Source organism: Nitrososphaerota archaeon, from assembly GCA_029785825.1.
GTDB lineage: Archaea > Thermoproteota > Nitrososphaeria > Nitrososphaerales > Gagatemarchaeaceae > UBA183.
In genome coordinates, this window is the sequence record JAFLYY010000002.1 from 24,814 (window position 1) to 39,010 (window position 14,197).

Annotated in this window: 15 protein-coding genes; all 15 read left to right on the forward strand. The window is 51.9% G+C overall.

The features are described 5' to 3' along the window. Positions 1-3: 3 nt before the first annotated feature. The gene (locus tag JRN21_09300; GenBank protein ID MDG6989493.1) at positions 4-261 is read left to right on the forward strand and encodes a hypothetical protein; all 258 of its coding nucleotides are present in this window, start codon (positions 4-6) and stop codon (positions 259-261) included. 537 nt (positions 262-798) lie between these two features. Beyond that, entirely contained in the window at positions 799-2,628 is a 1,830-nt protein-coding gene (locus tag JRN21_09305) for a hypothetical protein (protein ID MDG6989494.1), read from the forward strand. Positions 2,629-2,889: 261 nt separating this feature from the next. Then, positions 2,890-3,285 carry a hypothetical protein gene (locus JRN21_09310; protein ID MDG6989495.1) on the forward strand — a complete coding sequence of 132 codons (396 nt, stop codon included), beginning with the start codon at positions 2,890-2,892 and terminating at the stop codon, positions 3,283-3,285. Positions 3,286-3,489: 204 nt separating this feature from the next. After that, on the forward strand, positions 3,490-4,047 hold the full coding sequence (locus JRN21_09315) for a hypothetical protein (protein MDG6989496.1): 558 nt from the start codon (positions 3,490-3,492) through the stop codon (positions 4,045-4,047). Between the two features lie 558 nt (positions 4,048-4,605). Further along, on the forward strand, positions 4,606-5,451 hold the full coding sequence (locus JRN21_09320) for a hypothetical protein (protein ID MDG6989497.1): 846 nt from the start codon (positions 4,606-4,608) through the stop codon (positions 5,449-5,451). Between the two features lie 15 nt (positions 5,452-5,466). After that, positions 5,467-7,446, forward strand: a complete 1,980-nt coding sequence (locus JRN21_09325; GenBank protein MDG6989498.1) for a TRAM domain-containing protein — start codon at positions 5,467-5,469, stop codon at positions 7,444-7,446. Between the two features lie 34 nt (positions 7,447-7,480). Further along, entirely contained in the window at positions 7,481-7,879 is a 399-nt protein-coding gene (locus JRN21_09330) for a hypothetical protein (protein ID MDG6989499.1), read from the forward strand. Positions 7,880-8,950: 1,071 nt separating this feature from the next. Then, positions 8,951-9,313 carry a hypothetical protein gene (locus tag JRN21_09335; GenBank protein MDG6989500.1) on the forward strand — a complete coding sequence of 121 codons (363 nt, stop codon included), beginning with the start codon at positions 8,951-8,953 and terminating at the stop codon, positions 9,311-9,313. Positions 9,314-9,439: 126 nt separating this feature from the next. Next, the gene (locus tag JRN21_09340; GenBank protein ID MDG6989501.1) at positions 9,440-9,655 is read left to right on the forward strand and encodes a hypothetical protein; all 216 of its coding nucleotides are present in this window, start codon (positions 9,440-9,442) and stop codon (positions 9,653-9,655) included. Positions 9,656-9,727: 72 nt separating this feature from the next. After that, positions 9,728-9,985, forward strand: coding sequence for a hypothetical protein (locus JRN21_09345; protein MDG6989502.1), 258 nt, complete (start codon positions 9,728-9,730; stop codon positions 9,983-9,985). A gap of 5 nt (positions 9,986-9,990) precedes the next feature. After that, the gene (locus JRN21_09350; protein MDG6989503.1) at positions 9,991-10,440 is read left to right on the forward strand and encodes a hypothetical protein; all 450 of its coding nucleotides are present in this window, start codon (positions 9,991-9,993) and stop codon (positions 10,438-10,440) included. A gap of 31 nt (positions 10,441-10,471) precedes the next feature. Continuing rightward, on the forward strand, positions 10,472-10,720 hold the full coding sequence (locus JRN21_09355; GenBank protein MDG6989504.1) for a hypothetical protein: 249 nt from the start codon (positions 10,472-10,474) through the stop codon (positions 10,718-10,720). A gap of 2 nt (positions 10,721-10,722) precedes the next feature. Continuing rightward, positions 10,723-11,025, forward strand: a complete 303-nt coding sequence (locus JRN21_09360) for a hypothetical protein (GenBank protein MDG6989505.1) — start codon at positions 10,723-10,725, stop codon at positions 11,023-11,025. Continuing rightward, positions 11,022-11,651: a hypothetical protein gene (locus JRN21_09365; GenBank protein ID MDG6989506.1), complete on the forward strand. Its 630-nt coding sequence runs from the start codon at positions 11,022-11,024 to the stop codon at positions 11,649-11,651. The genes JRN21_09360 and JRN21_09365 overlap by 4 nt, the downstream gene beginning before the upstream one ends. A gap of 26 nt (positions 11,652-11,677) precedes the next feature. Then, positions 11,678-14,104, forward strand: coding sequence for an ATP-binding protein (locus JRN21_09370; GenBank protein MDG6989507.1), 2,427 nt, complete (start codon positions 11,678-11,680; stop codon positions 14,102-14,104). The last annotated feature ends 93 nt before the right edge of the window (positions 14,105-14,197 follow it).

Consider the following 14,197-nt stretch of genomic DNA (forward strand, 5'->3'; position numbering starts at 1 on the left):
TAGATGCGAACATTCAACCCGGAATACATCCACGGCAGCACTGTGCGACGTCTCAACTTGGCTTTATGGAAGTCAGGAGAGACTGACATCAAAGCCGCCAACAACGAGGACGGGATGATAACCGTCCATAAGCTCGAGAGCGGCAAACTGGTGTTGATGGATTGCATCTCCGAGGCAGATGCCAGCAAGTTTGCAGCAGACCTTGAGAGATCTCTCAAGATCAGGCTAGCCTTGATGGCAGACACAACTACAGCCAGATAGTAACAACATAGCGGAAAACGGGTAATTTTATTGCCCCGGCCCGCTATTATATGCACCTCATGGGTCAGCCGACCAGCCGGTAACCAAACACATACCCAAAAGGGGCGGCTAGGCGAGGTGCGGGCACTGTTTTGTCAGCGGCCAATGACCTTTTACCTCTGCGCAGAGGGCTGCGGTCATCCTTGGGCTGATCACCCTTGGATGGACCGATCCGGCTCATGCCCTTTCCTTCGACCTACCATGCACAACCACGGCTTCAACCGTGGTATCTGGAGGCGACAACCCGGTGCCGGGAATCAATGATTGCCGCGCTTCTCTTCGGAGAAGCCTCCGGTCCATGAGAACCGAGAAGGGCAACCTTGCAGAAAGCGTTCTCTGTTCTGCATTGTATGCCACTTTCATTCCCTCTTCTTGAAGTGTAAAACCATACCAAGCTGCCTGAAGCTGATAAATAGCTTCAAGGCCTCCGATATCCAGTCAATTTATCAGAACTGGTGACCAAGTGCTTGGATTACGATGGTTACGTTTTAAGAAGACATGGAGGAATGTGACAATGAGAACAAACAATGGAGGTACAAGGAAGCTATGATTCTGTTAGAAAACTTCCTGATCGCATTCGTCCTCACGGCGATACCACTTTTTGCCGTGTTCGGACGGGTATCAAAGTCAGCACTCACAACCGCCCTTGAGGCGCTAATCTTTTCATTCATCGAAGTCGTCGTCTTCGTTCTACTCCAACTGCCAACACTTCAACAGCTGTTCGCTGTAGCTATGATGGACCTGATTTTCATAGTCTTTTTGAGGCACACCACCTACCACGACCACTACCACTACGATTCACTATCAAACAGCAACAAAAAGAAGGGGTTCAAGGCCACCCAAGGTAAAATCGACGCTTTGGTAATCATCACCCTTCTTGCCATAACCATCGTATTCCCAATAACCATATGGACTGTACAAGCAACAGCATCCAATGCCACATATCTGCAGAACCAGGTAACTACACTGCCCGGCACGGCACTTTTTGCCAATGAAACATTGCCGATCGGAGCAGTACCACTGGTAACTGTTGACTATGCGCGCCAAATCGCCCAGTCTCACATGTCAAGGGATTTCGGTGGATCTGCCCAGATCGTTGACCACGAGCAAATAGTCTACGATCATGCCCCATACTGGGTGTTCACCATAGCCAGCACTAACACTTTCTCTCAGAACTTTGAGAAGGGGTTCATACTGGTCAACGCGGTGAACGGCAGTTACATAGAGGTCCAGCAGCAAACGGCTATCGGGCCTGGTCTTTGCGGCGTCTGCTTCTCAAGTATAGGCGTTCAGACCTGGCTACGCAATACGAACGTAGGAATAGGCAACTGGTACCCACAACCGGTATCAGGTGGCAAAATCCTCTATGTCGAGACCCTAGACCAGCCTGGAATATGGGGCGCGACAACTTTCGCAGGGGGGATCGTGTACAACCCTGACGGTAGCGTCAACACCACATACAGCTCTGTATCCAACGCCCCGTCATACGTGAATCAGCCATGGGACCGGCAATTGCTTGTCTCTATCGCTGGGCAATGGGCTTCTGCAAGGACCACTAGTGGCGAAAGCTGGTGTTCTTGGGGGTGCTTTTTTGGGCAGGCATCAACCTACCGACTACAGCTCGCAACTGATGGGAACTACTCATACGAGCTTATCCCATATCACAACGGGACAGCCGTCATGCTGTTCTTCTCGCCCGCCAATTCCCAGCGGTCGCTCTCTGGCGTCATGGTAGCCAGCGGCAGCAACATCACCTACTACAATCTTTCATCATTCAATTACATCAGTCCATCATACGCACAGTCACAGGTCCACAGTGAGATATGCCAAACAACAGTATGCTCGCTGCATGCGACCCAGCCAATCCTCTATCCTGTTAACGGCCAATTCGTGTACATCACGCCAGTGTACTACCAAGATCCGTCCACTGGAAACTACGTCTTCGACGGAGTTGGTGTAACTGGTGCTGCACAGAATGGCGCAACAGTCTACGTCCATGGAACAGACCCCACAACTACCAGAGACGCGGCACTATCACAATACTTCAACGGGATCATTACTAACACCACAACTATCACAACTACCATCAACGGGACGGTTCAGGCAACATCTTCATACATCCAGAACGGCAACTCGGTCATAGCCCTCAAGGTGAATGGCACGTGGTACACTGCCTCACCACCCTCAGGACCTACGACCACTACCACTGGTAGCAATTCGACCAACCTCAGCTTTGATGACTGGTACACAATCCAGAACATCCAGGTCGGCCAGCAAGTGACGCTGACCGTCAGAGGCACGGCGATAGTCGCCATTAAGGCATCATAGGGGCGCTTAGCGCTCCTCCCGTTTTTTGACCAAGGCACCGGTTCCATACCAGCTTCACCCGAAAGGGGCGACTTGGCGCGCTGGTGTGAGAACAAAAGTCGTCCTACCTGAGAAGCATGGAGAGACCCATGTCTGCTTGCGTTAAATTGGCCGAGCCCCCTATAGGGCAACTTGACCACAAAGACACGCAGGCCGGCATCTCTTCAAGGCTTCCAGAGCGGCGCAACACGACGGCTGAACACATGGAGGTGAAATCAGCCTATGAACCCATCTCAACATGAAGCAATCGAGACGACTGTAACTCTCATGCTTGCGAGAGACATGACAGGAAGCGAGTTAGTAAGCGTCTTCAAGAAGGCCGTAAAATCACTCGGTCTCAACTACATAGAACACGTGATAAGCCAGACTCGCGTAGCAGGTGATGGAAGCTTCACAAACGTGGAAGCACATGCAAAGTCTGGATCAAAAATTCTCGCGCTTAGAAACTCCAGCTCACCGTATATAGCACCACTCAATGGAAACACCACATACAAGACTGTGAACCTGAAGTATTTCAACTATGGGTGCTTCGTATCCCATGGGCAAATCACACAAACCCAATTCGACACCATAGCAAACACCTTGCTAGACGCTAGCCTGGCCGGCGCCATTTCTTGAACACATACGAGCGTTCAAGGCTGGCCAGTTTCCTGTACATCGAAGCAATCATAGCTAGTAGTATAGGGGTTGTGCTCCTCATAATGGCGCCATCGCTTGTGGCTTGGGTCATTACTATGAGTAGTGCAGCCGCACTAACTGTAGCCATGGGTGTTGCTCCTTCCGATTCGCCATCAAGCTAGAACTGTCCAGGAAACACAAGAAGTGATAGAACTGAAATCAATGGACATGGTGTACGAGCGCTTTCACAAGTGCAAAACTCAAAAGACACAACTAAAGGAAATCTCCACTCAGATCAGGCAGATGTTGACATTGGACCTTCCGCCTCTTGAGCAGCGGCTCGCAACAAGGCTGTTAGCAAAGCTTGAAACAGCAATTGAACAGCCAATTGACATAATGACCACGGGATACCCGCCTCTCACAGTGAAACTGCGACCCAGCGCTGTGGAAGATGGGTGCTTCGTAACAGCCATACCAATCTATAACTTCATATCGCTAGCGAAGCGCGGTATAATCAGCAGTATGAAGTACAACACAGAAGAGCATGAGACGGCCAGACTCGCTTTCTATGATGCTACACTTCCACCAGACTCGGTAGACAAATCACTGCTGTTCGCTGCAGCTCCTGAAAACGATGAGCCATATGTGACTCTCGCAACGATACCTCAGAGGGCAATCAACATCCTGAGGGAGAGAGACACAGACTTCCCATTCGGAAGCTTATTGGTATCCGATGACAATGCCCCATCAACTGTGACCTAGATGAAAGAACACACAGTTACAACCGATAACGCAGACTTCGAAATAGCAAAGCAGCTAGCAGCTGTCTGAATCAATTGGGTAGGGCCAAACCGCCCTCTTTTTACCCCAAGCCAGCTCTCAATTGGAAGCGTGTGCGCAGTAACCCTGCGCCCCTGTACCCAGGCTCTGCCACCAAAAACCGGCAGAACTGAGCTGGAGGTAAGCACCATCGAGGTGCTCAACGAATTGGAACATACCCAATATACCGCCACTCTGGTGTCTAATGACACTGGAGCACGCATCTCCCTCGCAGACATTCTGGACGACATTTCTTCAGTCCAGACGTCGCAGCGAGTTGAGACGACCGTCAGCATGTCAAGCAAATCACCTTGGCAAGCCACGAAGAAAACTCCGTTTGAACAAGCACTGACAGAGCTCGAACAGACTGCACTCGAAGCATCGATCCAGGCTAGAAAAGCGCTTACCCCTCAGGAGGAGTATGCGGCTTGGATGAATCCCATGTCGAGTGAGGAATCTCGATTCCTGGCTCTGATCCACGGCACAAGGAGCGACTAAGCATTGCCAGAACAAGTCAGCACGGCAACAGTAGCAAAGGCAGTAACTGGCATCATCATAGGTGTTGGCTCTGCCCTAAATCCGGCGAAAATCCCAATCGTTTCCCTCCTGGGAAGCACAACCGTCGAGATCGCTGGTATTGCCCTTGCAGCTGGCAGTGCTACATATGCGATAGAGAAAACTCTCAAGCACGAGTTTGCCAATCAGGCAGATAGTGTAGCATCACAGGGAAGCCTCTTCCAAACCATCAAGGACCACAATGAGACCGCGATCTCCAAGAAAGGAGCCGCGCTCTACACTCTGTTCAAGGCGGACGCAGACAAAGTGGTCACCAAGATGGTAGACGACTTCAAGGAGATCACCGCCATTCGTGCCGGTGAGGCCCAGGATGCACTACTTTCATCAGCAAGGCACCTGCTTGCCGACGCCGGAATGGCACCTCCAACAATCATCGCCGCTCAGCCCGCGCAGCGCACTGAACAGACGTCACGACTAGTAGCAGCACCAGAGGACGATCTGGTCGCAATACTCGCCGATGCCGCCGAATCAAAGCCTCTGGGTGAACTCCCCGCATCTTGGGGAAGATTGGTCGAAACATGCGGCCTAGTACATAATCCCATACTGAATGCGGCCGCGTTCAAGCACCTTACCGTCAAGGTAGCCAAGCCAGTTACCCCATCGCAGAAGGTAGCGCAAACAAAGGTAGCGCCAACCAGTGCTGGAAGTGGACAGGTCCAAAAACTACCACAACCGCCTCAGGCAGCAGAAGCAGGCACCCCCAACAGCTCAACACCACAAATCGATATGGACATACCTACTGCTGATCTATCAGCAGCTACCCAGGCATAGGTGCAAGTGATCTACATGAACATAAAACTATCGCCAGAGCTAGCAGCTGTATCAGCTAACGCAGAACGCCAGGAACGCAAGTGGCACGAGGCTGAACGCGCACAACGCCAAACCGAGCGCATCCAGACGCCGTCGCCAGTCAAGGTAGATGGTGAATATGATGTCACCATAACCAAGACTAGTAACCGCGGCGATGGCATCGCACTGGTCGAAGGCCTCATAGTCTTCGTCCCCGGTGCCGAACAGGGGTGGCAGGGCAAGGTCAAGGTAACCAGGGTCTTTGAGAGGGCAGCCACTGCTACAAAGGTGGTCGTACGTGCTCCAATGCCCGAGAAGGGAGAAGAGTACGACATCACCATCACCGGTAGCGGCAGAGACGAGTCTGGTATCACCAGAATAAATGGCGTCGTCACCTTCGTCAAGGGCGCGCCTGAAGGCTGGCAAGGCAAGGTGCGGGTCACAGGTATCGGCAAGAGCGGACGTGTGATCTTTGCCGAAAGAACCGACATGCCATCTCCGCCCAGGCAGAGGACGCGGGTATCTTACGGCCTTCTAGGTGAAGAGGGCACGAAGAAGAAGCGCGACGCCAGCAGAGAGAAGACCAGGGCATACAAGACAAAACGCATCCACGAGAGGCCTGCAAGACTTCTCAACCAGTCACTCGTTCTTGACAATCAGTTCTGTGCGGTCTGCAAGGCACAAACTGTTGCTATGAAAGATGTGAATGGTAACATAGTCACCACCCAGGAAGAGCTGGCGGCAGCAAGAGAACTGGGACCAGTCATGAGGGTGAAGATCGCCCACGAGGGATCTCACTCTCCACTACTCAGCTTCCCGGTGCCCCCGGCTCCTAAGCCAGCTAGCACGACCAAAACATCAAAACTACCCAAGCCTCAGGTACAGGTCAAGAAGACGAAACCGTACAAGCAACCCAACCCCAGCTTCAGTATCACCGAACCATCATTCGCTGTCCGCGGAGGTTACTTCAACACCCAGGAGAACAAGATTAGCGATGTACCACCTCGCTTCGTCCCATACGGTGACAACGCGGTCCTCACCACCATCGCCAACAGACCAGGCTCCACAATAGCAGACATTGTAGCAGCCACTGACCTTTCAGTTGCCGAAGTGAAGCAGGAACTCACAAGTCTTGGCTACAAGCTAGACATCACACGCAAGGGAAGGCACTTTGTCCGTGGCCAGAACGACATCCGGGCCAAGGTCGTCACCGCCCTTCCTGCCAAACCAGTAACACCGCAAAGGCCGTTGACTGAAGAACTCCAGAATGTCGCCACCTTCAAGGTGGGTAAGCACGTCCTCAGCGACGAGGCATATACGATATTCATGGATTCTGTAGTCAACAAGAACGCCCTTGCACAATTTGTCAACCAAGACGCAGAGTCCAAGAAACATACCCTAGCAGACCTTGGGTTCATATCATTCGCCGAAGCATACGGCGCCACCAACGAAATACACCTAACACCAATAGTAACCAATGGGTCCAGAGGCTCACTGTATTACTACCCTGTCGGCGGTAATACACACTCCAAGTGCTTCCTGAAGAGCACCAAGAAATGCTTCCACCTCAGGATCATCACCACCAACGGCAGACTCCCACAGACCAAACACGCCATGATCGACGACTACGGCTTCTACAAGCAAGCCTACGTACCTGTCGATGGAGGCGACACCATCCACTACATCGACGGCGAGTTCCGTAACGGAAAGCCCACCATCACTTCCTACAACGCATTCGTTTTCACTGACTTCAGAGACGGCAAGCTCATAGCTACCAGGGACACCGAAAGCAACCCAGCCAGGGTCATCGACAACCTTGTCAAGCTAGGAGCCGCACAGGGTATGCTGACCCCATACGCCCCCATGAAGGGACACTACTACGCAGCCATATGGCAGCCAATGAACAGGGTCGAACAAGCCCAGACAGTAGTCGCGGGAAGCCCACAAGCTTCCCCCGGCTCCACCGGGCGCAACTAGGCTGGCTTATAGGAAACCAAGGAGATACGAGAACATGCCAGAACCACTTACAGTGCAACTCGCAAGACCGCTGAAAGGAGAACAGATCCTGCAGATCCTGAAGGCTGCTGCAGGCAGCTACGGCGCCAAGTACACCGAGTATGTCACAGGCAGAACAATAATACTCGGACGCGGTCAGACCAGGGAAGTATTGGCTGGAATCAAGTCAGGGTCACGGGTCATATCAGTCTACTCTGAGAGGTATACCGGTCAAAGTGACCAGGACCTTTCGATCAACTCCGGCAGACTGTACAGCTCGATAGTGCTCGAGTTCAACGAATGGGGATCCTTCTTACCCCATGGCAAACTCAGAGCCTCTGACACCCAGGTCTTTGCGAAGAGCCTTATGGATGAGAGCCTAAGGCCTGCTACTCCTACCAGCTCTGAGTGGTAAGAGCATTTGCCAGAAACAACAGTACCACCTGGCAGCTCTAACCCTTTCTCTATTTTGTCCCGAACGCCATCACCTCCGGTCCCTGTCATGGGCTCAGGTTCGGGACGCTGAATCGACCATCATGTGCCCACCAGGCACAAGTCGATCAGCCCAGGCCGTATCCGCGCCCTACCTGGCCAACATGCCGGGGTGGACTACGCGGCGGCAACTCCTGGGGTCAACGGCGCTCCAGCCCAAGCGGCTAGGAAGCCGGCTAACGATGGCCAAAAGGGATCCTACCGTCCACGGTAAACACCTCCAACCGTGCAACCACCGATCTTCGCAAGGGAGGAGAACAGAACGGCTTTCCAAAAGGAAGGTGACAGAGGGCACTCCAAGGTGGGATACTCGGGGTCTAACCCCGACGGTAGGAACACCCTTTTTTCGACGTAACTCTTTCTGGTCTCCCAAGTTACGTCGAAAATAGTTTGCCGTCCAAGTCGACAAACGTCGTAGTCCTTTATATATTAGCAAGGGCTCGACATCTGTCAATTCGACAAAAAACACACTCAAGAGTGTTAGAGTGTTCTGTATCTCGTGGTCCAAAATCACGGGATTTTTGCTGTCTGCCCTTTGTGGCTTGACAGCCAACTATTGGTGATCAAAAATGAGTATTCTCTCACCACATTTCGGCCCGAGATCCGTTGAAAAGCCGTGCAAGTCGGCTAGACCATGCAAATGGGCATGGTTGATGGGGTAATCAAGCCCCTCGAAATTGGCGAAACCGCCATCTCCACGCGGAGATGGTTTGCAGGCACGTGCCTGCTCGCCAATCCGGAAGTATTCGATCTCTCAAGTTAATCTCGGGAGATTGGGGCCGCCCCTGTGGGGGCGGTTCCGTTTGCTGGTTCAGGCTGGCTTGTATGGTTGTGGACAACCTTGGCAGTTGATCTATCGAGACTATTGGTGTTTTGCCTCGGCTTATGCGACCGTTTTCTTTCGCATACCTGCTGTATTGCGAGCCTGTCGCCATGCATCTGTATGGGATGTACCAGGTTCGGTCTGTTTTAAGGGCAAAAGGCGAGAGTGAATATGAAGAGCGATCAAAAAGGAGGGTGGAACGAGTTTACGGTCAGGGTTGTTCCTGGTCGGGTGCATTTGGATAGCATCTACTTCGGGAATCTCTTGATTGAGGCTCTTGGTGCGGCGAGAGACGAAGGGTTGGGGATCGGCGGGTTCGAGATCGTGCGGGTTGAGGATTTCAAGTTTACTGCTAGGCTCCTTTCAAGTGGTACCAAATCTGCAGAAATGGTATTGAGGGGTACTCTTGAAGCGCTTCGCGATAGTGGGCATGGTCTTGAGAGCTTTGAGATTGATGGGTTGGCATTGTCTGCTGGCGAAGCCAATGTGGAACAGCCCAATGATCCGCGTGATTCCTGGTCTGACTTAAAGTGAGAAACATGGATGATATACCATATGAGCGCAAGCAGGGTTACGCTGGATTCCGAGGTAATACTGGAGTTGAGGCTGGCGGTGCAGTGCTGACTTTCGTAATGCTAAGGATTGGGAGGAGATAGTAAATTGGCGCGAAATTCTGTAACTCAGACCCGTGATGAATACAAGAAGCAGCTTGGAGAGGAGATTAGGTCCGGGGTTTCTCGGCTTGTGGTTGATGTTAGAGTCCCTCCAGACGGTGTTCATGTGAATATAACGTCGGTGGACCTGACAATAAGAGGCTTGTTTCCGCAGGAAGCAAAGAAGGTCGTCAGACTGTTGAAGGACAACGGTTTGGATTAATGGGCGGCAAACCATGCAAAGTAGCTCAAAGAAGTTCGTGAAAGTCGCAATTGATAGTCGGAGGTAATACAATTGGAAATTTCCAGCAAGTTGTCTGTTGACGATCTGGTCAGGCTGTATGCAGAAGCGGCAGTTAACGACGTTATTGACCCCTCAGATAAGACGTTCGACAGACGCGTAGAGCTCCATAATGCGTTATGCAAGGCCCTTGGTGTGGAGAGTGATAACTTCAAACCGTTAGAGTTCACCGATGGGTACACACTTGACTTCAAGATGGCTGAGAGGATGGTCAGATTGGAAATTCAGCGGCTGAAGAGGAAGACGAGTTGAGAATTATGTCTAACATGCCAATTACCAAAGACGCCGTCTCTGAACTGTATGATTATGCAGCCGCAATCTCCCTGAATGGGAATGAGAATCTAGCTGAAGGATTGCGTGCCATAGCTGACCTAGTAGTGAAAGAACGCAAATTGACCACAGCGAAGCCAACGAGCTTGATGCAGAAGAAGATAGAAGCCTTGTTTGATAATTACGACCTTTTGTCAGAGGTGGGTCATCCAGCAGATTGGTCGGCATTTCGGAACAAAGTCCTCGCTCTTGTCGCCGCAGAAGAGCAGAGTACGCAAGAGGCGGTTGCTATCTTGCAGAAAGCACTCTACAAAGAACAGGTTGCCGACACCCTGTATGTTCCACCGGAATATGTCGAACGAGCAAATCCAGAGTCAGTTAAAAGTGCCATAGCTCTTCTCGCACCCTCAGAGGACAAGGAAGGCAAGACAGAATGAAGCCGACTCGGTAAGAACGGAGTTTGAAATCTTGGAAATCGTAGAACTGAAGCATGTTCCTGATCAGGTGAAGACAAAACTTCTCAACTACCTCGGCTTCGCCGTCGACAAGGAGGGCTTCGTCACCAAGGATGGCCGGCGTGTAGTTGACAAATATTCCGGCGAAGAGGTAACCATGGACAACATGGACATAATGCCTGGTCGCAGAGGTGATGCGGTCATACTGGACCACAATATCTTGAGCCTGGCTTCATACTTCGACGAGTACGGTGAGATCTAGTCTTGAAGATATCACTTGACATTGGCGACGTAGAACTCAAGGAAGTCGTACAGTGCTTCACCGACTATGAACCACCAGCTAGTGGAAGTGGCAACTTTCAAAGGGTGGCTAAAAAGAGATATTCCTGGGCGCTCATAACTGATGACCCCCGCCTTCTAGGCCATATCCTGTATCATCTTGGGCTGGGAGAATTATACAGCCATGTTGCAGGGAAGAGACTCTACGTGACTGGCAGGGATGCCGGTGAACGCATTCTGAGGACGCTGGAGAAACTTGTTAGTACGAAAGAGGTACAAGCAAGATGAGCAAATACACCAAGCAAGATTACTTGAATGTGCTTGCCGAAGTGGCAGAAATTGTGAAGATCATGCCGAAGGGCATATCTCCTAATGGCTACGTCGAAGCGCATGTGAAAGCTCTGGCTAACTCTGAAAATTCGTTCCTTGACGGCAAAGAATTCCTCGCCATGGTCGAACCGTTTGTGGCAGAGCTTCAAACGTGTCTTAGCGGTAATGAGGCGATGAGTGAGTACTATGCTGTGAAGGGAATACTCGCGGCCGCTTCTGATCCGCTGGCTGCTGAAATACAGGTCTGTGAGTTCAACCTCGGAGTCATCGATACTCAGACCAAGATCCTGCGCCAACAGAAGCAGGAGTTATCGCAGGCGTTGGAGCAACTCCGTACCGTTCTTGGCATAGATGTGAAGGCACTGCTAGCTGAGATTGGTTCGGGCATCCAGGATCAGCCAAGCACCTCGGACATGCTAGACAAGATCAAGACTTCAGCAAAGGCCAATGAAATTGGTATGCGGTTAGCCAAAGTCGAGCGGGCAATGATAGTAGACAAGATGGCTTCGCTCAAGAAGAGGCGTGTTGCCAAGGCTAGAAATAACACGGCAACATTACGGCGAACGGCTAGGTCAGGCCGTTAAAAGATGATTACAGGTGAAAGTGTAAAATGAAAGCAATCAACGAAACCGATCTGCTTAGCACCCTGAAGCCGCTTGGTGACGTTCTCACTAGCGTCGACAAGGTACTCAGCAAGGTAGAGAAGACACAGGAACGGATAGACGTCGAACGACGTCTATTCAGGGACATCGACTTGTCCACCGGGATGACCGAAGTCATAGAGAAGCGCAGGAAGAAGAAAGTGAAGGCAAAGGGTAACGGCGATGAAGAGGAAGAAGACGATGCACGATCATTCTTCTTCGATATGTTCCGCAGCGATCGCGACCCTATCAAGTATGTGCATGTAGCCAATCCCCTCGGTCCAATCATGAGGTTGGTCGAAACCCTCGAGCCTGAGTACAGGCAACTCGTAGACAACTTGAAGTCTCTCCAGGCGGTAAGCGAGATCGGGGTGGTCAAGAACTCCATAGGGGCGTCAATGAATATACCACTCCCGAAGACACTCCTCGATGCGAAAGCCCTACTCGAGTCAGGCAACATAAATGCAATCAAGGGTGTTACCAACGCGACTCTCAACAGTGCTTACAACTCTGGAAGCTATCAAGAGATGGACGCCGCAAGAGAATTTGGGGTTGTAGCCAACTCATACACGACCATCTACATGGACTCTCTGAAGACCGCTGCCAACGTGTGCGTAGATGTATTGGGTAATGTCGACAGGCTTGAGCACACCGCCCACGGTGTCTGGGTCGAGACTGAATCGGCCTACAGAACACTGTCAAGGGAATATCTCCACCGCGAAGCCAATCGGGTCGTTCAGAATCCGATCCTAACTAACGTGCTCAAAGTGGTGTACAACGATCTCCCCGGGCTCGAAGAAATCGAGGATGGAGCGAACCTGAGGCAGATTACCCCATACAGCATCCACAAGGCAGAACGCCTCCTGAAGGCGCTCACGAGCAAGGAGGTCTACAGCTACCTTATGAAACCTGGGACCATCTCGTCGACAATCAAGACTCGTCTCACCGAGTTGTTCGAGAGTTATCTCGAACTCGTGGAGACCATGACTACGTTCATGATGTCTCTAAGGAACCTCGACATGGGAAGACGCGAGCAAAAAGACGTCGAATCCTTCGCAAAGTACAAGATCTCCTCGGCGGTGCGGGACTTCAAAGAATCTCTCGAATCATTCGATGGAGTTGACTTCGGATCGATACGAGCCAAGGCCAAGGTGAAGACCAAGACCAAGGGCAAGATCCACGCTCAGATGGCGAAATATGTGAAGATTTCCGGCATGCTGGGAACCATCGCTACCACGCCAGACATGGCGAAGAAGTATGTCATCCAGATCTATGGAATGCACAAGCGGGACAGAGAGAATGCACTTCGGCGTCCAGATGAGAAGGACGAGGACGAGGAGCCTACCTTCTACGAGGCTCAGCAGTCCGCATGGGGTGCTATCGAACTGGTCCCATCCAAGAAGCCCGCGATCAAGTTCGAGGACATCATAGGTGAGTCGTACAAGGAGACCAAGGAACACATAGCCATACTCCGCGAGTACACGAAGTACCCGAGGTTGTACTTGGCTACCAGCCCCAGCCGAACCCTCAAGAGCAACTTGCTCCTGGTTGGGCCCCCAGGCTCGGGAAAGACTGAGGTCTTCAGAGCAATGGCCAGTGATCCGAGGAGCGTGGTGGTAGCTGTCAGTGGCGCCAATGTGCTCAGCATGTGGTTCGGCCAGGCAGAGCAGAACGTAGTTAGGCTGGCGAAGGCGGCCCAGAAGCTTCACGACAAGACCGGCAAGATCGTTTATGTCGCGATAGACGAGATTGACTCGGTGCTCCAAGACCCCTCTGATGGCAACAACCTCGGAGATGTCGTGAGACGCATCAAGAACACGTTCCAGGAGATCATGGACGGTGTCAGGTACTACAGGGGTGTCGTCTGGTGCGGTGCTACCAACCACCCAGAGCTTCTTGACCCGGCAGTCATGAGGAGGTTCTCCTTTGTTGACGCGCCAGGCAATCTGACCATGCAGGACAGGGCAACCATCCTGAAGTACTACACCGCTCTTGGACTCCCACTTGCCAAGGACATCACTGACAAGGACTTTGAAGGGTATGCAAAGCTCATGGACGGCGCTGTCGGTGACACCGTGAGAAAGGTCTCCGATGGGGTCCATGAGAAGATACTCTCCGAGTTCATCAAGACCCATCCCAAGGAAGCCAAGGAGCTCGAGAACTGGTTGAAGAAGAAGGACTTCAACGTCTGGGAGCTCACCAAGCGTGACCGGAAGCATGTCAAGGGCGTAATCGCGAAGAAGATGGTGGTGACCAAGGAAGTCCTCGAGAGCACTCTCAAGGACAAGGTCAAGGCCCCCAACATCGTCCGCGAGATCGAGGTCGCCAAGAAGACCTTCGATGCCTACAAGAATGCAATGGCTGGCTACGGGAAGAGCATACCGCAGTACCAGTAAGCCAGAAAACAAGGGACGCCCTCAGCCAGCATTTTATTCGGCTGAGGGCGTTAGCCCTTGGGTTCCAACTAAGACAGGTGGAGATAGAGTGGA

What these genes read in the sequence shown, in the direction of transcription:
- JRN21_09370 (MDG6989507.1), top strand. Translation starts at nt 11,678, where the DNA reads ATGAAAGCAATCAACGAAACCGATCTGCTTAGCACCCTGAAGCCGCTT.
- JRN21_09305 (MDG6989494.1), top strand. Translation starts at nt 799, where the DNA reads ATGGAGGAATGTGACAATGAGAACAAACAATGGAGGTACAAGGAAGCT.
- JRN21_09330 (MDG6989499.1), top strand. Translation starts at nt 7,481, where the DNA reads ATGCCAGAACCACTTACAGTGCAACTCGCAAGACCGCTGAAAGGAGAA.
- JRN21_09350 (MDG6989503.1), top strand. Translation starts at nt 9,991, where the DNA reads ATGTCTAACATGCCAATTACCAAAGACGCCGTCTCTGAACTGTATGAT.
- JRN21_09300 (MDG6989493.1), top strand. Translation starts at nt 4, where the DNA reads ATGCGAACATTCAACCCGGAATACATCCACGGCAGCACTGTGCGACGT.
- JRN21_09310 (MDG6989495.1), top strand. Translation starts at nt 2,890, where the DNA reads ATGAACCCATCTCAACATGAAGCAATCGAGACGACTGTAACTCTCATG.
- JRN21_09365 (MDG6989506.1), top strand. Translation starts at nt 11,022, where the DNA reads ATGAGCAAATACACCAAGCAAGATTACTTGAATGTGCTTGCCGAAGTG.
- JRN21_09335 (MDG6989500.1), top strand. Translation starts at nt 8,951, where the DNA reads ATGAAGAGCGATCAAAAAGGAGGGTGGAACGAGTTTACGGTCAGGGTT.
- JRN21_09325 (MDG6989498.1), top strand. Translation starts at nt 5,467, where the DNA reads ATGAACATAAAACTATCGCCAGAGCTAGCAGCTGTATCAGCTAACGCA.